Genomic DNA, 19,715 nt, shown 5'->3' with positions numbered 1-19,715 from the left:
TTCGCCCATGTTGTCCTGCCTTTGGTCACTTTTCTTCAAGACCCTGCCGACCGGTGCCGCTACCACGGCCCGCGAAACCGGAGAATTCTTCAACGTGACCGACACCACTCGTCTGCAGGAAATGCTGGGCGGCATGCGATCCATCTCGCCGCTCCTTGCCGCCGTCATTCCGATCGGCCTCGTCTTCGGAACCGTCGCAGCCACCAAGGGACTTTCGACCGCCGAGACCGGATTGATGAGCGCGCTGGTTTTTGCCGGCGGGTCTCAATTCGTGGCGATGGATATCTGGACCCATCCCGCGGTCTGGGCGAGCCTCGGTCTGGCGGCGCTGCTGGTCAATGTCCGCCACGTGCTGATGAGCGCATCGCTCGCCGCGAAAATGCAGGCCTTCTCGCCACGCGCCCGCGCCCTCTCGATGCTCTTCCTGGCAGACGAGATCTGGGCCATGGCCGAGTTCCGGGCGCGTGTCGCAAGGCTGACGCCCTATTGGTTTTTGGCCTAGCTGCGCCGTTCTATCTCGCCTGGGTGCTTTCCAGCCTTGCCGGGGCGATACTCGGCGCCTTGCTCGGCGATCCGGTGGTGATCGGCCTGGATTTCGCCTTCCCGGCCGTCTTCATCGTGCTGGTCATGGGCTTCTGGAAAGGGGCGGATACCGGCGCAGTCCTGACCGCCAGTGCAGTCGCTGCGGTCCTCGTGCAGCATTTCGTTCCCGGCGTCTGGTACATCGCCGCCGGAGCGCTGGCCGGTCTTGCCGCCGCGCTTGTTGCCGCCGCGCGTAAAGAAAGGCTCCTCGAACAATGACCATCGAACTCTCAAGCCTTCTTGCCATCCTGGCGATGGCTGCCGCAACCATGCTCACCCGGCTGAGCGGATTATTCCTTCTCCGTCACGTCTCGCTCGAAGGTTCACGGCGTGCGGCGCTCGAGGCGATCCCGCCGGCCGTCCTGATGGCGGTCGTCGCGCCCACCGCCTTTGCGACCGGCATTGCCGAAACGATCGCTTGCCTTGTCACCGCGTTCGCTGCATTCCGCTTCCCCATGCTCGCTGCTGTCAGTCTCGGGGTGGCCTGCGTGGCGTTCCTGCGGGCCGTAGGCCTCTAAAGCATGACGCGCTCGGCTCGCGTCGATCGCCGGCTTTCATGCCGCGCGGTCGTTTATCGGCTGGCCGAATAGAAGCTTGATATACGTCCGATAGCTCAGGATCTGCCGCTCCAGCTGCGTCGGGTCGTTGAGCACTTTGGACATGATGATGGCGCCGTCGAAGGTGCAGGACAGCATGTTGGCCAGATCCTTAAGGTCAACCGGTTCCTGTGGCGGATGGGCGGCGGCGATTTCTTCCAGATAACCGAGGAAGCGGCTGTTCCATGATGATACCGAGTTGGCGTTCAGCGCATGGACCTCTCGGTCGAAAAGTCGTTCCTGATAGCAGATCGAGGCGACGATGCAGCCGGGATGAACGCCCGGCAGATCGCGCGCGAGTTCCGACAGGAGCTTCAAGCCGATCAGGAAGGCCTGCAGCGGATCATCGGCCAACTCGCGGCCGCGGTCGAACAGGTCATCGAAGATGCGGTCGTTCTCGGCGACGTAGCGGCGCAGCATCTCGCGGGCAAGCTCGTTCTTGTCGCGGAAATGATAGAAGAACCCGCTCTTGGTAATGCCTGCCTCGGCGATCACCTCTTCGATTGACGTCGCGCCGAACCCCTTGGAAAGCACCGATATCTGCGCCACTTCGAGGATGCGCTCGCGGGTCGCTTCGCCCTTGCTCGGCGCGCGAACAGGAGCGCCGATTTGGGCCTGGACATGGGAAAACTGCACCGGCGGTACGGTTTTGCCGTCACCTCGGCCGCTCCCGGTCAATGCCTCTGTCTTCTGGGACATGCCATCCCCCTGAATGATTTCGCCTTTTCGAAAACTGTCCGGGCTGTACCGCAGGCCGCGTAGATCAAGGCCCCCATCTGGCGCAAAACACTGGGGCAGATCGCAGCCTGCGGAAGTGCCCGCGCTGCGCCTGCACCATAGTATCACAGGAGATGACGATGAAAAACGATCGCCAGAGCCTGCCGCATCTCGGGGAGGAGATATTTCTGACCGATGGCGGGCTGGAGACCACGCTGATCTTCCAACGCGGCCTTGACCTGCCGCATTTCGCATCCTTTCCCTTGCTGGACGATGCGATGGGGAGGGCCGAACTGACCGCCTATTACGAGCCCTATCTCGCGATAGCGCGCAGTCACGGCCGCGGCTTCATTCTCGATACGCCGACATGGCGAGCCAATCCGGACTGGGCTGCAAAGCTCGGCTACGATCTCGCCGCCCTGCGCGCGCTCAACATCCGCTCGGTCGAATATGTCGCCGACCTGCGGCGCGCATGGCAGAAGCCCGGCACGCGCATCCTGTTGAATGGGGCGATCGGTCCACGCGGCGATGCCTACCAGCGGGGCCGGATGAGTGCCGCCAAGGCGGAGGATTATCACGCCCACCAGATCGGCGCCTTTGCCGAGACCGAACTCGACATGGTGACGGGGGTGACCCTCAACACGACCGAGGAGGCGATCGGCATCATCCGGGCGGCAAAGGTTGTGGGGCTGCCCGTCGTGATCTCGTTCACGGTCGAGACGGATGGCAGGCTCGCCGACGGCATGTCGCTTGAGGAGGCGATCGAGACCACGGACGCCATGACCGGGTCGGCCGCGGCCTATTACATGGTCAACTGCGCGCATCCGAGCCATTTCGACCACGCACTCGGCGGCAACGCCGAATGGCTGCGGAGAATCGGCGGCATTCGTGCCAACGCTTCTGCGAAAAGCCATGCGGAGCTCGATGAATCGACCGAGATCGACATTGGCGATCCGCAGGATCTCAGCCGGCGCTACGCGAGGCTGACGACACGCAATCCGTCGATGCGGGTGCTCGGCGGCTGCTGCGGTACCGATCACCGCCATGTCGCGGCCATCTGCGAGGCTTGCATGCCGCGTGCTGCGGCCGAATAGGGGAGGAGGCCATCATGTCCATATTCTCATTGTCATCCGTTCTGTCGATGGCGTTTTCGGCGCTTGCGGTCGGCTATCGCGACAGGCAGGGCGGAGACGAGGTGCTAATCGTGCCTTCGGGCCGTCTGCCGTTCGCTTCCGGTCTCGAACTCGACGACCACATGCTGCGCGATATCGGCCTCGGCGACGGGGTCTATCGCCGGCCGCGCGACGATCGCTTCGACTGATCGACGCGCGCAAGTTTGCATCTCGACATCTGCGGAAGCGGTGCGCTACCGTCGCCGCAGATGCCAGAGGTGGAAGAATGCCGATAACCATAAGGGACTATCCGCGCGATCTTGTCGGCTACGGCCGCAATATTCCCGATCCGAAATGGCCGGGCGGCGCCAATGTCGCCGTGCAGTTCGTCATCAATTACGAGGAGGGTGGCGAAAGCTCGATCCTTGATGGCGACCCGGCCTCGGAAAACCTTCTGTCGGAAATCGTCGGTGCCGCGCCATGGCCGGGCCAGCGCAACCTCAATATGGAGTCGATCTACGAATATGGCTCGCGCGCCGGCTTCTGGCGGCTGTTCCGGCTGTTCACCGAGCTGAAGATGCAGTGTACCGTCTATGGCGTCACGCTCGCCATGGCCCGCAATCCGGAAGCGGTCGCGGCGATGAAGGAGGCCGGTTGGGAAGTCGCCAGCCACGGCTATCGCTGGCTGGAATACAAGGATTTTCCGCTTGAGAAGGAACGTGAGCACATCCTCGAAGCGGTTCGTCTCCACACCGAACTCGTCGGCGAGCGGCCCTATGGAATGTACCAGGGGAAACCATCCGACAACACGTTGAAGCTCGTGATGGAGGAGGGCGGTTTTCTTTACTCCTCCGACAGTTATGCCGACGACCTGCCCTATTGGGTGATGGGTCTGGACTGCAAGCCATTCCTCATCATTCCCTATACGCTCGAAACCAACGACATGCGCTTCGCCACGCCGCAGGGTTTTAATGCAGGCGACCAGTTTTTCACCTATTTAAAGGACGCGTTCGACACGCTCTATCGCGAGGGGCAGGAGGGCAGCGCGAAGATGATGTCGGTCGGCCTGCATTGCCGCCTCGTCGGCCGCCCCGGCCGTATCGCGGCGCTGCGCCGCTTCATGGAGTATGTGCTTTCCCACGACAAGGTCTGGGTGCCGCAGCGCATCGAGATCGCCAGGCACTGGCACGCGCATCATAAGCCCGCCAACTGGCCTAAGGTGACACCATGACGGCGCGCGGGGATTTTATCTCAGCCTTTGGCGGCGTGTTCGAGCACTCGCCCTTCATCGCCGAGCGTGCCTATGACGGTGGGCTGATCTTCGTGCCGCTGACGGCCAAAGGCGTGCATGCCGCCATGGTCGGCGAATTCCGCAAGGCGAGCCCGGAGGAGCGGCTGGGCGTTCTGCGCGCCCATCCGGATCTCGCCGGCAAGCTCGCGATCGCCGGCGAACTGACGGAAGACAGCCGGCTGGAACAGGCCGGCGCCGGCCTCGACCGGCTCAGCCCCGCAGAACATGCCCGGTTTACCGAACTCAACGCTGCCTATACGCAAAAATTCGGCTTTCCCTTCATCATCGCGGTCAAGGGCCTCGACAGGCAAGACATCCTAGCCGCCTTCGAGGCCCGCGTCGGCAACAGCGCCGAGGCGGAATTCGCCACCGCCTGCGCCCAGGTGGAGCGGATCGCGCTGCTGCGGCTGCTGACGCTTCTGCCGGAGCGGTGAGATGCAGGATCCGAAACAACGCAGCGCCATTGACTACCTGGAGATCATGGAGCGATCGGCGACCGATGCGCTTCGGATGGTCGAGGGAATGGACGAGGCGGCATTTGTCGAGAGCAAGGTGACGTTCAATGCGGTCGCTTTCTGTCATTTTCTTGCCGGCCAGGCCGCTGCCGATCTGATGGAGCACCATCCCGGATCTCGCGACCGACCATCCCCAACTCCCTTGGACGGCTACGCGTGAAATGCGGGACCATATCCTCGGCGAGTTTTCGCAGCTTCGGCCGGAAGAAATCTGGCTTGCGACACAGAATTCCATGAAAAGCCTGGCAAACCAGATTGCGGAACTGCGCAACTGGCATGCACAAGGCGAATGAACCAAAGGCCCGCCGTGACCGAAATCCTCGAAATCCTGCCCCTTACCAGATCCGCCTTCGCGCCCTATGGCGAGGTGATCGAAGCCGATCCCTCGACCATGCGGCTGATCAACAGCGGCACGACCGAGCGCTATCACGGGCTCGCAGCACCTGTCGGCATCGGAGACCGCCTGATCTTCAACATTTTTCGCGGCCAGCCGAGGCAGTTTCCCTATTCCGTCGGCATGATGGAGCGCCATCCGTATGGCAGCCAGAGTTTCGTGCCACTCTCCGGCCGACCCTTCCTTGTCGGCGTCTCGGCGGATGAAGGCGGACGGCCGGGGCGGCCGCAGATCTTTCTTGCCCGGGCCGATCAGGGTGTGAACTATTTCGCCAATACCTGGCATCATCCGCTGATGGCGCTGGGGGAGGTCAGCGACTTCCTCGTCGTCGACCGCGACAATACCGGTGCCAACCTGGAAGAATTCACCTTCAACATGCCATACCTCATCGCGGAGCCTGCCTTATGACCGGCCTGACAACCCATGTCCTCGATACGGCAAACGGCACGCCTGCAGCCGGTATGGTCATCGATCTCTACCGGATCGAAGGCGATGTGAGACAGAAGATCAGGTCGGTGACGACCAACGCGGACGGCCGCGTCGATGGCGGGCCGATCCTGATCGATGCCAGCTTCGTTGCCGGCACCTACGAACTCGTCTTCCATGCGGGCGACTATCTCCGCAGCGGGAGTGTCCCGCTGACCGATCCGGCCTTCCTCGACATTATCCCGATCCGCTTCGGCATCTCCGATACGACGGCGCATTATCATGTGCCGCTGCTGGTCTCGCCTTACGGCTATTCCACCTATCGGGGCAGCTGATGCGTTTCGCCGCGATCGCCGACATCCACGGGAATTGCGCGGCGCTGCAGGCCGTGCTGGATGATGTCGCCGCACTCGGCATCCGCGACATCGTCAATCTCGGCGACTGTTTCAGTGGGCCGCTGGAGGCCGATCGCACCGGCGATCTCCTGCTGTTGCTCGACATGACCGGTACGAAGACGGTGCGCGGCAACCACGATCGATACCTGCTCGAAAAAACCGCCGACCAATTGCATGCCCTCGGCGCGCTCTCGGACGCCCATGCCCACCGCCAGATGGCGCCCCGGCATTTCGACTGGCTGCGCAAGCTGCCCTTCAGCATGGTCTGGCGCGAAGAAGTGTTTCTCTGCCATGCGACGCCGAAGGACGACAATCTCTACTGGCTGGAAACCGTGTCGCCTGAAGGTCATGTGACGCTCCGCCCGCAGGACGAGATCGAGGCGCTCGCCGAAGGCATCGACCAGTCGCTGATCCTCTGCGGCCACAGCCATATCCCGCGCATGGTGGCGCTTGTCGACGGCCGCTTGATCGTCAATCCCGGCAGTGTCGGCCAGCCCGCCTATGACGATGACGCGCCGTTCTATCATAAGGTCGAGACCGGCCATGCCCTTGCCTCCTACGCGGTCATCGAGAAGACCGCGGCCGGCTGGGCGCCAACATTCCACACCGTATCCTACGATCACATGGCGATGTCACGCCTTGCCGCCGGGAACGGCCGCGCGGACTGGGCTAGTGCCTTGGCGACAGGGCGGGTTTCGTGACTAGGCCGCGCTGCTGCGCTTGATCTCATGCCGGGCAGCCCGGGCCAGAAATCCGGAGCGTGAAAGGCCATTGGCTTCTGCATAAGCATCGATCGTCTGCAGCACATCTTCCGGCAGCGTGATGTTGACGCGAACCACCTTCGTGGTCTGGGTCTTCAACGTGACGAGTATGGCAACGCCATCCCGGTTAGTCTCATCGGCCATGACGTTTTCGAGGCTGGATGGTTCGGGAACGGCATCTCCGTCTTCGATCATTCCGTCGACATGGAAGGCAAGGGCCTCCTCGGCCATCTGACGCGCCTCGTCGAGAGTCGTACCGGCAGTCACGATGCCAGGGAAATCTGGGAAGGAGACACCGTAATCGCTGTCGGCGTCCTTGTGGATAAGACCGATATAGTTGCTCATGCTCACCTCAGTTTCAGCCCGGCCTGCTTCTCGATGCTTCGAAGCGTGCCGATCGGGATGTCGCGCTTTGGATGGGGCACCGTCACCCGTCCGGGCTTTGTCGGATGCTTGAATTGAATATGGCTGCCCCTCTGGGCCACCTCGAACCATCCATCCCCGCGCAGCCGCGCAATCACATCGCCGCTCTTCATGATTTAAATTTATACACATCTATACATAACATCAAGTGGTCGGTTTCTATGGAAACCATTCGGCAAGGCTTGGCCGCGATACTCCAGTCCGATCTGACAGGAGATGATTCCATGGCCCAGTCCCGCGCAAAATCAGGATCGAGACGCAAGAGCACCAAGCGTTCGTCGGCCCGGTCGGGATCGTCGTTCTGGCCGTGGGTGGCAGCACTCGTCGTGATCGGCGGCGGTATTGCGGTCTATGACAATTTTGCGCCCGCGCGCCGCTTCGTCGCCAGCCTGACGCAGGACAAGCCGGTGCGCACGGCGACGCGGGAAGAGGCGCGCGAGAAGCCAGCGCCGTCCCACCCGCATTCGTCGACGGCATCACGCAATACCGGCCCTATACCACCGCGTCCCGTCGGTGCGCCCGACCGTACGCAGACGGCGGCGATCATTCCGCCGGCACCGGTCGGCAAGCCCGGGCTGGACGTCGCCCGTTCGGAGCCTGCCGCAGGCAGCGGCGACAGGCTCGCCGGTTCCTACGAGGCGAAATTCTTTCTCTGCGGCACTGCCAAGCAGGACGACTGCGTCGTCTCGGCAGATCGCTTCGTCTTCCATGGCGAGAAGATCCGGCTCGTGGGCGTCGAGGTGCCGGATATCAAGAAGCCCCGTTGCGAGGCAGAACGCATCAAGGCCAGCGACGCGAAACTTCGCGTGCGCGCCTTCCTCGATTCCGGCCCGTTCGATCTGGTGTCATGGCAGGGCGATGACGCGGAAGTCGAGGGCCACAAGCTGCGCGACGTCACTCGCAACGGTCGCTCACTGGCCGACGTTCTGGTCAATGAGGGACTGGCCAAGCGCCCCGGCCAGGGCAGGGGCGGGTGGTGTGGCTGAGGCGTCTTAGCCTGAAGCCAGCCGAGGCAGTACATCGCGAGCAATGATGTCGAGATCGGACAGTGCCTTGTGGCGATCGACCGCAAGATCGAGCGCCACGTGATGCACACCGAGATCTCGCATGTCCGTCAACGCCCGGTATAGCCCGTCCGGGCCGGTGCGATATCCGAGATTGATCTCCTCGATGCTATCGCTGGTCGTGTCTACAAGTTCGAGTGCCATGGCCTGACCGAGTCCACGAAACTCGGTGGTCGAGCGAGCGACGGCATTGTGCCACAAGGCAATGCGATCCTTCTGCGCGGCAAGCGGACGGTGATAGGTCATCCAGGCCGCGGCGTTGCGGGCGATCCATTCCAGAGACTGCGAGGACGATCCAACCGCCACGAGAGGCAGTTGCCGTCCGCTGCGCGGCCTGATTTCGAAATCGGTCCCGCCATTCACCTGTCCGCCCAGGGCAGATGCCAGCTCCACCCAATGGCCGCGAAACAGTTCACGCCGCTCTTCGACATTGCGACCGAAGGCGGCAAATTCCGAGGGGCGGTCTCCCGAGCCGAGACCAAGCAGGAAACGCCCGGACGACAGCGCGTCCATCGAGAGCGCCGCCTTGGCGATATGCAGCGGATGGCGCAGAGGCAACACGATGGCACCCGTCGCCAGGGTGATCGAGCGGGTGGAGGCCGAAAGCGCGCCGAGCAGCACCCAGGGATCGGAATGACCGACGGGATCGGGATAGGAGGCGCTGTTCAGTGGTACGTCGCGAACCCAGAGCGCCGAGAAGCCGAGCGCGTCGGCGCGCGCCGCCAGTTCCAGCTGCAGGCCGAAATCGATGTCCCGTCCACCGTCCCGCGACTGGATGGGCAGGACGATCCCGACCGTCAGCTTTCCGGCTTGAAACAGCATCCGACCCGTAATCCGTATGCCGTCAGAACTGCGCGCTGGCGATGATGTTGCGGCCGCAATCCTGAATGTCCCGCTTGCCGCAAAGTGCCATGGTGATGTCCATCTCCTTGCGGATGATCTCGAGCGCCAATGTCACGCCCGGTTTGCCCAGCGCGCCGAGGCCGTAGAGGAAGGGGCGGCCGATATAGGTGCCCTTGGCGCCGAGCGCCACGGCTTTCAGCACGTCCTGGCCTGAGCGGATCCCGCCGTCGAAATGGACCTCGATCCGGTCGCCCACCGCATCGACAATCTTCGGCAGCATCGAGATCGAGGAGGGGCGCCGTCCAGCTGTCGGCCGCCATGATTGGAGACGATGATCGCGTCGGCGCCGGTATCGGCCGCGGCGCGGGCGTCTTCCTCGTCCAGTATGCCCTTGATGATCAGCTTGCCGCCCCACAGATCCTTGATCCAGCGGATGTCGTCCCATGAAAGCCGTGGGTCGAACTGTTCGGCCGTCCACGCCGACAGCGACGAGAGGTCGGACACATTAGTGGCGTGGCCGACGATATTGCCGAAGCCACGACGCTTGGTCTGCAGCATTTCCAGGCACCATTGCGGCTTGGTGGCAAGCTGCATGGCGGTGTTCAGCGTCCATTTCGGTGGAGCGGAAAGGCCGTTGCGCAGATCCTTGTGGCGCTGACCGAGAATCTGCAGGTCGGCGGTCACGACCAGCGCCGAGCAATTGGCCGCCTTGGCGCGGTCGATCAGCCGCTCGATGAAGCCGCGGTCCTTGAGCACGTAGAGCTGGAACCAGAAAGGTTTCGTGGTCACCGAGCGCACGTCCTCGATCGAGCAGATACTCATGGTCGATAGGGTGAAGGGGACGCCGAATTCCTCTGCCGCCTTGGCGGCCAGCATCTCGCCATCGGCATGCTGCATACCGGTCATGCCGGTCGGCGCAAGGGCCACCGGCATCGCGGCTGTCTCACCCACCATCGTCGTTGCGAGCGAACGGTTCGTCATGTCGACCAGCACACGCTGGCGCAGCTTCACCTTGGCGAAATCCTCTTCGTTGGCCCTGTAGGTGCCTTCGGTCCAGGCGCCGCTGTCTGCATAGTCGAAGAACATTCTTGGCACGCGACGACGGGCAAGCGTCTTCAGATCTGCAATGGTATATGGCTTCGACATGCGGTCATCTTCCTCCAAAAATGAAGTTAGACGACTAGCACATCAGAGCGCATCTGCCAGCGGAATGTTTGCCGTTCAATTTAACCGGCCGAAGACCGATCGGTTCATTGCCATCGGCTGCTTGGGGCAGGTCAAGGGACGAGAATGAGGCTGCCGGCTGCGTTGCCGCTTTCAAGCAGGGTATGCGCGGCGGCCGCATCGGTCAGGGAGAACTCCCCCGCGATCGTTGAGGAAATGCCGCGTTGCATTGCCTTGATCGCCTGTTCGGCGGCCTCGCGATAATTCGCCTCGTCTGCAGAATAGGCCATGATGGTCGGCAGTGTCAGCGACTTGCCGGGGCGCAGTATTTCGATCGGAACGGGCGGTATCGGTCCGGCCGCCTGACCGATCGAGGCGATGGTTCCAAACGGGCGGACGCAGGCGATCGTGCGGGCCAGCATATCTCCTCCGATGCCATCATAGGCCACGTCCACACCTTTGCCGGAGGTCAGAGCCTTCACTTCCGCAACAACGTCCGCGTCCCGCCCGACGATGAGATGGTCTGCGCCATAGCTTTTGGCGAGATCCGCCTTGGCAGGCGAGCCAACGGTCCCGATGACGTCGGCACCGATCTGTTTTGCCCATTTCACGAGGATGGCACCCAATCCTCCCGCTGCCGCATGTACCAGTATCAGGCTTTTGGCCTTCACAGCGTAGGTCTTGTGCAGCAGCATATATGTGGTCATGCCCTTCAGAAGCGATGATGCCGCGACTTCGAAGGAGACATCGTCAGGAAGAAGGACGGCCTTCTGCGCCGGTAGGATACGAACTGAGGCATAGGCGCCGAGGGACGCGGCATAGGCGACGCGATCTCCCACCTTAAGCCCATGTACCCCGTCGCCCACCGCCTCGACGAAGCCCGCCGCCTCGACACCGATTACGGCCGGATAGGAGGAGGGCATATGTTCCGGTCCGGTGGTAGAGATCGACGTAGTTTACACCGATGGCCGATTGGCGCAGAAGAATTTCACCGGAGCCGGGCTGCAGTTTCGGCAGGTCGCGACATATCAGCTTTTCCGTGCCGCCGGACGATGAGAGACTTATTTCGATATCCGCCATCATTTGCCTCCGGTAAAACCAGCTTTGTCCCGCATAGCTGCGGCTAGCCTGAATTCCTAGGCTAGCATCACGTTGCTGGCAGTGTTTGGTTGAACGCTTGTAATAGATTCGGCAACGGCCTCTTGCGAGGTCGATGGGTCATTCCGTTTCCAGCACCTGTATTTGCGCACCCGTCGCTTCGGCAACAGCGATATCGGCCATGGCAAGGGCCGCCTCGCGGCTCTTAGCGGCGGCGATGAAGCGGGCGTTGTGGCAGAAGCTCGCGCCCTTGACGCCGCTTGCCGCTTCCAGATCGCCGTTGGTCAGGCCTGCCCAGGCGGCCGGCAGGTCGGCGCGCGCCTCGAAGCCCTCGTCGCTGCGGCGGATGGTGGTCAGGCACCAGTCCTTGTCGCCGCGCGGGTGGACGACGAACAACAGATGATCGGCGCCGGCTTTCACGATCGCCGGGCGGAAGGGCATGCCCATCGGCAGTTCCAGAACGTGGCCGCTGCCGGCCTTTTCGATGGCCTTGAGCACCAGAGCTTCGGCGCGAAGCTTTGCCGCCTGGCCGGCGATCCGCGCCTCAACGAAGCTGCGGGCAATGCCGAGCGCGGTGTGGAAGCAGCGCGTTTCAGCCTCGGGATCGGTTTCGTCGAAGACCGGCTTCAGGGTTTCCAGCAGCGCCGGAAGGGTGAGACCTGCGAGCGGGCCGGAGGGGCTGAGTGCGCCATTGTCGGTAAGGTCGATCGGCAGCACGAAGCTTGCGTCGAAGGAAGCGTGCAGCTGTTCAATGTGCTCTGCCGGGACGTTCGATGCCGCAAGATAGTCGCGGCCGAAATGCTTCCAGATCAGCCCGAACGAGCTGTAGGGCTGGCCGTCGTCGCGCAGCGGTGCGCCGCGTTGGTGATGGTCGAAAATGCCCGCTTCGGCATCATAGGCGCCACCCACATCATAGATGACGCGATCGGGGCCGGGCGTGATCCACTCGGGCGCGCGGCTGCGCACCAGTTTGGCGTTCGGGAAAAGCCGCGTCAGGATGACGCTCGACAGAAGCTCGTCGGCATGAAAGCCACCGGAATGGGTGACGAGGTAATCTGGGGTCATGCCGAGGCGCGCCTTCGTTCGTGTTCGGGTCGGTTGTGGGATCACGTGATAGCCATTCGCGCGCGCCTTCTCAATATGGCAACGCCGGAAAGCCTTGGCTTGCTTAATATCGGCGTGGTGCCCAGGAATGTATGTATGAGTAAGTTCTTAGGCTCGGCGTTCACGTCGTCCGGCAGCTGGCATCAGGATGTGAAGCAGGTCGGCGAGGCCGTGCTATGCACCATCAGAAAATCCGTGATATAAATAGTGCTGAATTCAGACCTGTTTTAGGATCTATCTATGATGCAAAGAGTTGAGGCAGCGATCGCGGTGAGCGTGTCTGACCTGAAAAAAATCCGAGCGCAGTCATCGAAGGAGCAAGCGGCTCTCCTATCGCGATTTTAAACCACAACAAGGTCATGGCCTACATGGTACCGGCCGACACTTACGAGGCCATGATCGACGCTCTCGACGACCATGCACTGGTTGAAATCATCAAGGCTCGTGCCGACGAGAAGGGCGTGCCGGTCGATATCGATGAGCTATAGGCTCGAATTCCTGCCATCGGCCCGCAAGGAATGGGACAAGCTCGGCGCCACATTGCGCGAGCAGTTCAGGAAGAAGCTGGCGGAACGGCTCCTAAACCCCCGCGTCCCGCCGGATGCACTGCGCGGCATGGCCGATCACTACAAGATTAAGTTGCGTACCGCAGGTTACCGACTCGTTTATCGCGTCGAGGATGAGAGGGTAACGGTCGTGGTCATCGCCGTTGGAAAGCGGGAGCGTTCCGAGGTCTACGAGATTGCCAGGAATCGCTAGATAAGAGAGGCCTGAAGGTCGCTTTTCATCGCCACGCCCGCGACATAGGTCTCCACCACCGCGCGATCATCGCCCATGGTCTGCATCAGGAACAGCTCTTCGGGCAGCGTCTTTACCGTCTCCATCCTGAGCTTCATCGCCGGTGTCGGCGCGGCGCCGAGCACCACGAGATCGGCCATCGAGCCCTCGTCGAGCGTGCCGATCTCTTCCTCCATCGACAGCGCCTCGGCATTGCCTCTGGTCATCAGGTAGAAGCTTTCGAGCGGGTTCAGGCGCTCGCCCAGCAATTGCTGGATCTTGTAGGCCTCGTCCATCGTCTTCAGCATCGAATAGCTCGATCCGCCGCCGATATCGGTGGCGACGGAGACGCGCACCGGCTTCTCCTTCGCATCAGCGCCTTCAACGGAAACAGGCCGGAGCCGAGGAAGAGGTTGGAGGTCGGGCAGTGGACGGCGATCGAGCCGGCTTCCGCCAGCGCATCCGTTTCGCGTTCGGAAAGATGGATCGCGTGACCGAGCAGGGTCTTCTTTCCGAGCAGCCCGTAGCGGGCATAGATGTCGGTATAGTCGGTCGCTTCGGGATAGAGCTCGCAGGTGTAGCGGATCTCGTCGTGGTTTTCCGACAGATGGGTCTGGATGAACAGATCCGGAAATTCCTGCGCCAGCGCCTGGGCCGCCTTCATCTGCTGCGGCGTCGAGGTGATGGCGAAGCGCGGCGTGATGGCGACGTGGTTGCGTCCCTTGCCGTGCCATTGTTCGATCACCGCGCGGGTCTCGTCATAGCCCATTTCCGGCGTGTCGAGCAGGCCCTGAGGGGCATTGCGGTCCATCATCACCTTGCCGCCTACCATGCACATGTTGCGCTTCATGGCTTCTGCAAAGAAGGCGTCGGCGGAGGTCTTGTGGACGGAGCAATAGGCGACGGCGGTCGTCGTGCCGTGACGCAGGAACTCGTCGTAGAAATGGGTGGCGATGCGTGCCGCGTGATCGCTTTCGACAAAGCGGCATTCCTCGGGGAACGTATAGGTGTTCAGCCATTCCAGCAGGTTCGCGGCATAGGAGGCGATCACCTGCATCTGCGGGAAATGCACATGGGTGTCGATAAAGCCGGGCAGGATGAGGTGCGGGCGATGGTCGATCTCCGCAACGTCTTCAGGCGCATCTGCCTTCACGGCAGCGTAGTCACCAACCGCGGCGATGCGGCCGTCGTCACCGACCAGCAGGCCGCCGTCATGTTCGTAAAGATAGCTGTCGCTGTCGGTCAGCGACTGCGGCGCCCGTTTGAAGGAGAGAAGGCGTCCGCGGATGAGTGTGGTCATTGCAAATCCTGTTTCGGCAGATCGTGTTTCTGCATGCCTATTTCGAAGCGACCGCGCTTTCATACCACGCGGTCAGCAACTTCCGTTCCTCTGGCGAGATGTCGGTGACATTGCCCGGCGGCATGGCATGGCTTCGTCCGGCCTGGATGTAGATCTCCCGGGCGTGAGAGGCAATCTCCGCGTCGGTCTCCAGCTTCACCGATTTCGGCGTGAAGGTGATGCCTTCCCAGACCGGCTCGGCGGCATGGCACATCGAACAGCGAGCCTGCACGACGTCGCGGGCGGCGATGAAATGGGTGTCGGAAGCAAACTTCTGCTGGACCGGCGTCATCGCGGTCTCCGTCTCCCCGGTCAGCACTTTCGGCACAGTGGACAGCCACATGATCAGGATGAAGAGGATCACCGCCACCAGCCATGTCCAGGTCGGCTTTCCTTCCTGGCATGGGTCGTGTTGAACCAGTGCCGGATCGTCACGCCCATCAGAAAGACGAGTGCTGCGATCACCCAGTTGAACTGAGTGGCAAATGCCAGCGGGTAGTGGTTCGACAGCATGAAGAAGATGACGGGCAGCGTCAGGTAGTTGTTGTGCAGCGAACGCTGCTTGGCGATCTTTCCGTATTTGGCGTCCGGCGTGCGCCCGGCGATCAGATCGGCGACGACGACCTTCTGGTTGGGGATGATGATCATGAAGACGTTGGCCGACATGATCGTTGCCGTGAAAGCGCCGAGATGCAGGAAGGCGGCGCGGCCGGTAAAGACCTGCGTATAGCCCCAGGCCATCGCGACGAGCACGATATAGAGGAGGATCATCAGGCCCCAGGTATTGTCGCCGAGCGGCGACTTGCAGAGCTGGTCATAGACGATCCAGCCGACGCCGAGCGACGCCAGCGACAGACAGATCGCTTGCCAAGGCTGAAGGTCCATCACGCTGCGGTCGATGAGGAAGAGGTCGGCACCGCCGTAATAGACGATACAGAGCATCAGGAAGCCGGAGAGCCAGGTGAAATAGCTCTCGTATTTGAACCAGGTCAGGTGCTCGGGCATCTGCGCCGGCGCGACCAGATATTTTTGGATGTGATAGAAGCCGCCGCCATGGACCTGCCACTCCTCGCCATGGGCGCCCACCGGCAGATGCGGCCGCTTCACCAGTCCGAGATCGAGCGCGATGAAATAAAAGGACGAGCCGATCCAGGCGATCGCGGTAATGACGTGGAACCAGCGGGCCGCAAAACTCAGCCATTCCCAGGCGATGGCATATTCATACATTCGTCTTCCCCGCTTCCTCTGCCGACTCGACACTGTGGGCAAAAAAAGCGGTGGAGGGAAGGGAGGGATCGGCGACGGAGGCGGAAAATCCGGATCTGCCAGGAGAGCGCCGGCGCCTTGCGCTTCGTGCGCAGCAACAGCGGGAGTGCCCGGCCGTCTGCCGGCCGGGCCTTCCGGTGGTTCAGGCGATCTGGACGCTGAACCCGCCATCGACCATGAAGATCGAGCCGATCACGAAGCTTGCCCGGTCCGACGCCAGGAACGCGACAGCCTCGGCAATTTCGCGCGGTTCTGCGGAGCGGCCGATCGGCGCCGACTTGCCGTGTTCTGTCAGGAATTCGCGGCCGTCGTCGCGGAACGTGTCGAGCAGGTTGGTCACGACATCGCCGGCGCCGACGGCATTGACGCGGATGCCGTGCGGCGCGACTTCGAGCGCCAGAGCGCGGGTCAACTGCGCCACCGCGCCCTTTGATGCGGCATAGGGCGCAATGCCCGGAAAGGCGAAGAACGAGGCATAGGAGGCGATGTTGACGATCGCGCCCTTGCCGTTCGGGATCATCGCCTTGGCTGCCTCGCGGGAGAAGAGGAAATAGCCGGTGGCGTTGATCGCCATCACCTTTTCCCATTCCTCGCGCGTCGTATCGACGACATTGCGGTAGTTGATGTAGCCGGCATTGTTGACGAGGATGTCGAGCGTGCCGAAACGGTCGAGTGCCGTGGTGACGGCCTGCTCTGCGCTGCCGTCGGCAGTCACGTCCGCCGTCAGCGGCACCAAACTGTCGGACGCCATGCCATAGACCGCGTCATTCTTGTCGACGGCGATGACCTTGGCGCCGCGCTCAACGAAGAGCTCGGCGATGCCACGGCCGATGCCGCTGGCCGCACCGGTTACGATTGCGACCTTGCCCTTGATTTCGTTCACCATTTCATTGTCAGCCATGATGGCCTCCTTGGAAAAGCAATCAGGATTGTGCTCCTGCTTCCAGGCCGCTGACTGCCGCCTGAAAGATGAGTGGTGATTACGAAATTGGGGCGTAGGCTTCGCGCGGCGGCTTGCGGATAGTAGCGCGATCTTGCGGCGAACCGCGTTCGGGCAGGTGTCAGCTGCGGTATTCGCGCGGCGTGACGCCGATCTGGCGCTTGAAGACGCGGGCAAAATGGCTCGGGCTCGCATAGCCGAGGTCGAGTGCGATCGAGACGATGTTCAGCTCGGTTTCCCTGAGCAGGCGGCGGGCCTTGGCGATCTTCATCTGGATGAAATATTCCGAGGGTGACGAGCCGGTCGACTGCTTGAACATGCGCGAGAAATGGTAGGGGCTGAGACCAGCCTCGCCTGCGAGGCTTTCCAGACTGAAGGGTTTGTCGAGCCCGGCCTCCATTACCTGCGTCACCCGCTGCAGCTTGAACGCCGGCAGTGCGCCGCGGCGCAGGGCCAGTGATTGTTCGATATCGCCGTAGTGCCTGACGATGTGAATGGCGAGGGATTGCGCCAGGCCATCGAGATACATCTCGCTCTTGTAGGCACTCCCTGCGACCTCGGTGCGGATCATCTCCATCAGGCGCGATATCGTTTCGTCCCGCACGCCGGAGACATCCCGCAGGTGATATTCCCCTTCGGCCTGCCTGCCCCAGACTTCCGCCACGGCGCGCTGGTAGATGCCGAGCCCGAGATAGAGATGCATGACGACGAAGGGCTCGCCGGACACTGTCTGCCAGCGCATTTCATAGGGTGTCGGGCTATGGGTGAGATAGAAGCTGCCGGCCGATACGTCGCTGGCGATCCAGTCGCCGCCAAATTCCCGCTCCTCGATGTGCACCGCACCGGAGACGATCCAGACGAGAAGCGGCTCGGCGACCGCCGGAACCAGAAGCGAGCTTTCCGATGCCTCATGCGAAAGGATCTGGACCGATATGCTGCCCCATGCGGAGGCCGCATTGCGGGTCAACAGCGTGCCGTTGATGTGGCGCCGCAATCCTTCGGGCGATGAGAGCAGGTACATCAGGCGTTGCCGTAGTTGATTGGATACGCGCAGGAGATGTTGCGCGTATCGCCAAGTTCAAGGGTCTTTGCCCATGCGCTCGTCTCAGAGCGCCGCCTCGACCTTTTCTGCGACCTCGGGGCTCACCCACTGGGTCCAGACGTCCGGCATGGTTTCGAGGAAATGCCGTGCCGCATCCTCATAGGTGCCCTGGTTGTCGATCTGCCAGGCCAGCACGCTGTTGACCGTGGTATTGGCCCATTTGCGCTTCTTCATGTAGTCCAACGCCACGCCTGCCTCGTCAGCAAAACGCTTGGTCACGACGCTGTAGACTTCCGAGACCGGATAGGAATTGACCTTCGGTTCGGCGCAATCGATGACCGAGGTGCAGGCATCCCATTCGGCCTTGTCATGGGGCACGCCGAAGGAGAGGCGCACCATCTCGTATTTGCCTAGGATGGCGGTCGGCGACCAGTAATAGCCGAGCCAGCCGGTCTTCTTCTCGAAGGCGGAGGCAATCGTCCCATCGAGCGCGGCACCGGAGCCGGTCTCGACGATCTCGAAACCTTTCTTCTCGCCATCCAGCGCACGGAATAGATTGCCGAGCGAGGCCTGGCACTGCCAGCCGGGGGCAATTGTAGATCGCGCCCTTGGACGGATCGTCGGAGGAGGGAAGAGGTCGGGGCGTTCCAGCGCCTGCTGCACGGTCTTGATCTCCGGATGGGCGTCGGCGAGGAATTTCGGGATCCACCAGCCATCCTGGCCGCCTTCCGACAGGATTTCGGCGGCGATCACCAGCCGGCCTTCGCCGACGGCCTTGTCCAGCGGCGTGCGCACCGCGTTGATCCACAGTTCCGGCGCGATGTCCGGTTGGCCCTTCTCGTTCATCGAGGTGAAGGTCGGCAGCGTATCGCCGGTGACCATCTCGACCGAACAGCCATAGCCTTCCTCGAGGATGATCTTGTCGACATTGGCCGCGACGCCAGCGGAGGCCCAGTTCATCTCGGCGATCGATACAGAGCCGCAATCGGCCCGGGCGCCGCCGGCGAAGGCGCTGAGCTCGGCTGTGAGGATCGCTGAGGCAAGGAGCTTTTTCATCATGGGTCTCCGATGAAGGACGCGCATTGAAATGACGGGGCCTAGTGCCACAGATCCGCTGCCACGGCATGTCGGTTTTGTGAAATCGGTACTTACCCACAGGAGATGGAACGGCTCGGTTTGATCCAATCGCGCTTGCTCAAGCCTCGCCTCCCGGTTGGGGCGGTCCGACCATGGCGGAGCTTCCGAATAAATTGTTCCCGACATGGAACCTGAAATCGCCCCGGGGAGTTCACCGTGCCGCAGCTTCAATATGATTGATTGCTAAAATATATTTGGTGCATCGCAATATTTCGGGCTTAGCCGGCTAAGGCGACTCGCGTATTGTAGGACTTGCAAATTCAACCGGCGGTGCCGGAGTATTGCGTCTGGCACGCCGCCGGTGATGGCATCCATCAACGGAGAACAGGCTGATGCCCAAACACAGGTGTTCTATTCTGACCGGTGCGATGATTGCGTTTGTATCCGGCGTAACTGGCATGGGAGGGGGCTTTCGGCCAACGCCCACGAAGCCCATAGCCCGACCGGAATAAAGTGGAAATATGACGGCTATTGCTGCAATGGCGACGCCCATAGTGGTGATTGCCAGATGATCTCGACGCGGAATGTCCGCGTTACCAATCAGGGCTATGAAATTTTGCTCGGGCCCGGCGATCATCGGATGATCACCAAGCCTCACCATTTCACCATGCCGCAAAGCGAGGCGCGCCGGTCGAAGGACGAGGAATATCACCTCTGCCTCTATCCGACCGAGGACACGCTGCGCTGCTTCTATGCGCCCGACATGAGCTATTGAGCGGCAGCGAGGCC

At 61.9% G+C, this 19,715-nt stretch carries 22 protein-coding genes and 5 pseudogenes; 15 read left to right on the top strand and 12 right to left on the bottom strand.

Annotated elements, in window-relative coordinates; translation table 11 throughout:
• Positions 1 to 121: 121 nt before the first annotated feature.
• A pseudogene (locus tag N7E02_RS29180) lies at positions 122 to 801 on the top strand (AzlC family ABC transporter permease).
• Complete coding sequence (locus tag N7E02_RS29175) at positions 798 to 1,100, top strand: branched-chain amino acid transport AzlD family protein (protein WP_286581332.1); 303 nt, start codon at positions 798 to 800, stop codon at positions 1,098 to 1,100. The pseudogene N7E02_RS29180 and the gene N7E02_RS29175 overlap by 4 nt, the downstream one beginning before the upstream one ends.
• 36 nt (positions 1,101 to 1,136) lie before the next feature.
• On the opposite strand, the gene N7E02_RS29170 is transcribed toward N7E02_RS29175, so the two are convergent.
• Complete coding sequence (locus tag N7E02_RS29170) at positions 1,137 to 1,877, bottom strand: TetR/AcrR family transcriptional regulator (protein WP_286581331.1); 741 nt, start codon at positions 1,875 to 1,877, stop codon at positions 1,137 to 1,139.
• A gap of 158 nt (positions 1,878 to 2,035) precedes the next feature.
• On the opposite strand from N7E02_RS29170, the gene N7E02_RS29165 reads away from it, so the two are divergent.
• The 9 genes from N7E02_RS29165 to N7E02_RS29125 all read left to right on the top strand — a co-directional run bounded on the left by N7E02_RS29165 (position 2,036) and on the right by N7E02_RS29125 (position 6,729).
• Positions 2,036 to 2,989 carry a homocysteine S-methyltransferase family protein gene (locus N7E02_RS29165; RefSeq protein ID WP_286581330.1) on the top strand — a complete coding sequence of 318 codons (954 nt, stop codon included), beginning with the start codon at positions 2,036 to 2,038 and terminating at the stop codon, positions 2,987 to 2,989.
• 14 nt (positions 2,990 to 3,003) lie between these two features.
• Positions 3,004 to 3,216 carry a hypothetical protein gene (locus N7E02_RS29160; protein ID WP_286581329.1) on the top strand — a complete coding sequence of 71 codons (213 nt, stop codon included), beginning with the start codon at positions 3,004 to 3,006 and terminating at the stop codon, positions 3,214 to 3,216.
• Between the two features lie 77 nt (positions 3,217 to 3,293).
• On the top strand, positions 3,294 to 4,238 hold the full coding sequence (gene puuE / locus N7E02_RS29155) for an allantoinase PuuE (protein ID WP_286581328.1): 945 nt from the start codon (positions 3,294 to 3,296) through the stop codon (positions 4,236 to 4,238).
• Positions 4,235 to 4,732, top strand: a complete 498-nt coding sequence (gene uraD / locus N7E02_RS29150) for a 2-oxo-4-hydroxy-4-carboxy-5-ureidoimidazoline decarboxylase (protein WP_286581327.1) — start codon at positions 4,235 to 4,237, stop codon at positions 4,730 to 4,732. The genes puuE and uraD overlap by 4 nt, the downstream gene beginning before the upstream one ends.
• A 1-nt stretch (position 4,733) precedes the next feature.
• A complete protein-coding gene (locus N7E02_RS29145) occupies positions 4,734 to 4,973 on the top strand; it encodes a ribonuclease HepT family protein (RefSeq protein WP_286581326.1) in 240 nt (79 codons plus the stop codon).
• A 1-nt stretch (position 4,974) separates the two neighbouring features.
• Positions 4,975 to 5,106 (top strand): hypothetical protein, encoded by a 132-nt coding sequence (locus N7E02_RS29140; protein WP_286581325.1) that lies wholly within the window; start codon positions 4,975 to 4,977, stop codon positions 5,104 to 5,106.
• A gap of 14 nt (positions 5,107 to 5,120) precedes the next feature.
• Entirely contained in the window at positions 5,121 to 5,615 is a 495-nt protein-coding gene (locus tag N7E02_RS29135) for an ureidoglycolate lyase (protein ID WP_286584092.1), read from the top strand.
• On the top strand, positions 5,612 to 5,968 hold the full coding sequence (gene uraH, locus N7E02_RS29130) for a hydroxyisourate hydrolase (RefSeq protein ID WP_286581324.1): 357 nt from the start codon (positions 5,612 to 5,614) through the stop codon (positions 5,966 to 5,968). Before N7E02_RS29135 ends, uraH begins: the two co-directional genes overlap by 4 nt.
• Positions 5,968 to 6,729, top strand: a complete 762-nt coding sequence (locus N7E02_RS29125; RefSeq protein WP_286581323.1) for a metallophosphoesterase family protein — start codon at positions 5,968 to 5,970, stop codon at positions 6,727 to 6,729. The genes uraH and N7E02_RS29125 overlap by 1 nt, the downstream gene beginning before the upstream one ends.
• On the opposite strand, the gene N7E02_RS29120 is transcribed toward N7E02_RS29125, so the two are convergent.
• Together N7E02_RS29120 and N7E02_RS29115 are read right to left on the bottom strand one after the other, a co-directional pair.
• A complete protein-coding gene (locus N7E02_RS29120) occupies positions 6,730 to 7,134 on the bottom strand; it encodes a type II toxin-antitoxin system HicB family antitoxin (protein ID WP_286581322.1) in 405 nt (134 codons plus the stop codon).
• A gap of 2 nt (positions 7,135 to 7,136) precedes the next feature.
• On the bottom strand, positions 7,137 to 7,325 hold the full coding sequence (locus tag N7E02_RS29115) for a type II toxin-antitoxin system HicA family toxin (protein WP_286581321.1): 189 nt from the start codon (positions 7,323 to 7,325) through the stop codon (positions 7,137 to 7,139).
• Positions 7,326 to 7,436: 111 nt separating this feature from the next.
• Here N7E02_RS29115 and N7E02_RS29110 point away from each other — a divergent pair, with 111 nt between their 5' ends.
• Positions 7,437 to 8,198: a hypothetical protein gene (locus N7E02_RS29110; RefSeq protein ID WP_286581320.1), complete on the top strand. Its 762-nt coding sequence runs from the start codon at positions 7,437 to 7,439 to the stop codon at positions 8,196 to 8,198.
• Between the two features lie 6 nt (positions 8,199 to 8,204).
• Here N7E02_RS29110 and N7E02_RS29105 read toward each other — a convergent pair whose 3' ends face one another.
• The 4 genes and pseudogenes from N7E02_RS29105 to N7E02_RS29090 all read right to left on the bottom strand — a co-directional run bounded on the left by N7E02_RS29105 (position 8,205) and on the right by N7E02_RS29090 (position 12,446).
• Positions 8,205 to 9,098, bottom strand: a complete 894-nt coding sequence (locus N7E02_RS29105; RefSeq protein WP_286581319.1) for a TIGR03571 family LLM class oxidoreductase — start codon at positions 9,096 to 9,098, stop codon at positions 8,205 to 8,207.
• A gap of 22 nt (positions 9,099 to 9,120) precedes the next feature.
• Positions 9,121 to 10,265 (bottom strand): annotated as a pseudogene (locus tag N7E02_RS29100) (alpha-hydroxy acid oxidase).
• 131 nt (positions 10,266 to 10,396) lie between these two features.
• A pseudogene (locus tag N7E02_RS29095) lies at positions 10,397 to 11,363 on the bottom strand (quinone oxidoreductase family protein).
• A gap of 138 nt (positions 11,364 to 11,501) precedes the next feature.
• Positions 11,502 to 12,446: an MYG1 family protein gene (locus N7E02_RS29090; protein WP_286581318.1), complete on the bottom strand. Its 945-nt coding sequence runs from the start codon at positions 12,444 to 12,446 to the stop codon at positions 11,502 to 11,504.
• A 347-nt stretch (positions 12,447 to 12,793) separates the two neighbouring features.
• On the opposite strand from N7E02_RS29090, the gene N7E02_RS29085 reads away from it, so the two are divergent.
• Positions 12,794 to 12,973, top strand: coding sequence for a type II toxin-antitoxin system Phd/YefM family antitoxin (locus N7E02_RS29085; RefSeq protein ID WP_353622935.1), 180 nt, complete (start codon positions 12,794 to 12,796; stop codon positions 12,971 to 12,973).
• The gene (locus tag N7E02_RS29080) at positions 12,963 to 13,244 is read left to right on the top strand and encodes a type II toxin-antitoxin system RelE family toxin (RefSeq protein WP_286581316.1); all 282 of its coding nucleotides are present in this window, start codon (positions 12,963 to 12,965) and stop codon (positions 13,242 to 13,244) included. Before N7E02_RS29085 ends, N7E02_RS29080 begins: the two co-directional genes overlap by 11 nt.
• Here the strand turns inward: N7E02_RS29080 and guaD are convergent.
• From guaD to N7E02_RS29055, 5 genes and pseudogenes are all read right to left on the bottom strand, one after another.
• Positions 13,241 to 14,562: pseudogene (gene guaD, locus N7E02_RS29075) on the bottom strand (guanine deaminase). The gene N7E02_RS29080 and the pseudogene guaD overlap by 4 nt on opposite strands.
• Positions 14,563 to 14,599: 37 nt before the next feature.
• A pseudogene (gene puuD / locus N7E02_RS29070) lies at positions 14,600 to 15,828 on the bottom strand (urate hydroxylase PuuD).
• Positions 15,829 to 16,009: 181 nt separating this feature from the next.
• Entirely contained in the window at positions 16,010 to 16,768 is a 759-nt protein-coding gene (locus N7E02_RS29065; RefSeq protein ID WP_286581315.1) for an SDR family NAD(P)-dependent oxidoreductase, read from the bottom strand.
• Positions 16,769 to 16,928: 160 nt separating this feature from the next.
• Positions 16,929 to 17,828 carry a helix-turn-helix domain-containing protein gene (locus tag N7E02_RS29060; RefSeq protein ID WP_286581314.1) on the bottom strand — a complete coding sequence of 300 codons (900 nt, stop codon included), beginning with the start codon at positions 17,826 to 17,828 and terminating at the stop codon, positions 16,929 to 16,931.
• A gap of 84 nt (positions 17,829 to 17,912) precedes the next feature.
• Complete coding sequence (locus tag N7E02_RS29055; protein WP_286581313.1) at positions 17,913 to 18,905, bottom strand: glycine betaine ABC transporter substrate-binding protein; 993 nt, start codon at positions 18,903 to 18,905, stop codon at positions 17,913 to 17,915.
• Between the two features lie 463 nt (positions 18,906 to 19,368).
• Here N7E02_RS29055 and N7E02_RS29050 point away from each other — a divergent pair, with 463 nt between their 5' ends.
• A complete protein-coding gene (locus tag N7E02_RS29050; RefSeq protein ID WP_286584090.1) occupies positions 19,369 to 19,701 on the top strand; it encodes a hypothetical protein in 333 nt (110 codons plus the stop codon).
• Positions 19,702 to 19,715: the final 14 nt, after the last annotated feature.

The organism is Terrirhizobium terrae (assembly GCF_030323265.1).
In the GTDB taxonomy this organism is placed as follows: Bacteria; Pseudomonadota; Alphaproteobacteria; order Rhizobiales; family Rhizobiaceae; genus Neorhizobium.
The sequence above is the reverse complement of the archived record's forward strand: the minus strand, read 5'-3'. Positions and strand labels throughout refer to the sequence as shown.

Coding starts and splice junctions, on each gene's coding strand:
- N7E02_RS29105 (WP_286581319.1), bottom strand. CDS start 9,098: ATGCTGTTTCAAGCCGGAAAGCTGACGGTCGGGATCGTCCTGCCCATC.
- N7E02_RS29170 (WP_286581331.1), bottom strand. CDS start 1,877: ATGTCCCAGAAGACAGAGGCATTGACCGGGAGCGGCCGAGGTGACGGC.
- N7E02_RS29060 (WP_286581314.1), bottom strand. CDS start 17,828: ATGTACCTGCTCTCATCGCCCGAAGGATTGCGGCGCCACATCAACGGC.
- N7E02_RS29120 (WP_286581322.1), bottom strand. CDS start 7,134: ATGAGCAACTATATCGGTCTTATCCACAAGGACGCCGACAGCGATTAC.
- N7E02_RS29175 (WP_286581332.1), top strand. CDS start 798: ATGACCATCGAACTCTCAAGCCTTCTTGCCATCCTGGCGATGGCTGCC.
- N7E02_RS29055 (WP_286581313.1), bottom strand. CDS start 18,905: ATGAAAAAGCTCCTTGCCTCAGCGATCCTCACAGCCGAGCTCAGCGCC.
- N7E02_RS29140 (WP_286581325.1), top strand. CDS start 4,975: ATGCGGGACCATATCCTCGGCGAGTTTTCGCAGCTTCGGCCGGAAGAA.
- N7E02_RS29145 (WP_286581326.1), top strand. CDS start 4,734: ATGCAGGATCCGAAACAACGCAGCGCCATTGACTACCTGGAGATCATG.
- N7E02_RS29160 (WP_286581329.1), top strand. CDS start 3,004: ATGTCCATATTCTCATTGTCATCCGTTCTGTCGATGGCGTTTTCGGCG.
- N7E02_RS29065 (WP_286581315.1), bottom strand. CDS start 16,768: ATGGCTGACAATGAAATGGTGAACGAAATCAAGGGCAAGGTCGCAATC.
- N7E02_RS29165 (WP_286581330.1), top strand. CDS start 2,036: ATGAAAAACGATCGCCAGAGCCTGCCGCATCTCGGGGAGGAGATATTT.
- uraH (WP_286581324.1), top strand. CDS start 5,612: ATGACCGGCCTGACAACCCATGTCCTCGATACGGCAAACGGCACGCCT.
- puuE (WP_286581328.1), top strand. CDS start 3,294: ATGCCGATAACCATAAGGGACTATCCGCGCGATCTTGTCGGCTACGGC.
- N7E02_RS29090 (WP_286581318.1), bottom strand. CDS start 12,446: ATGACCCCAGATTACCTCGTCACCCATTCCGGTGGCTTTCATGCCGAC.
- N7E02_RS29125 (WP_286581323.1), top strand. CDS start 5,968: ATGCGTTTCGCCGCGATCGCCGACATCCACGGGAATTGCGCGGCGCTG.
- uraD (WP_286581327.1), top strand. CDS start 4,235: ATGACGGCGCGCGGGGATTTTATCTCAGCCTTTGGCGGCGTGTTCGAG.
- N7E02_RS29115 (WP_286581321.1), bottom strand. CDS start 7,325: ATGAAGAGCGGCGATGTGATTGCGCGGCTGCGCGGGGATGGATGGTTC.
- N7E02_RS29110 (WP_286581320.1), top strand. CDS start 7,437: ATGGCCCAGTCCCGCGCAAAATCAGGATCGAGACGCAAGAGCACCAAG.
- N7E02_RS29080 (WP_286581316.1), top strand. CDS start 12,963: ATGAGCTATAGGCTCGAATTCCTGCCATCGGCCCGCAAGGAATGGGAC.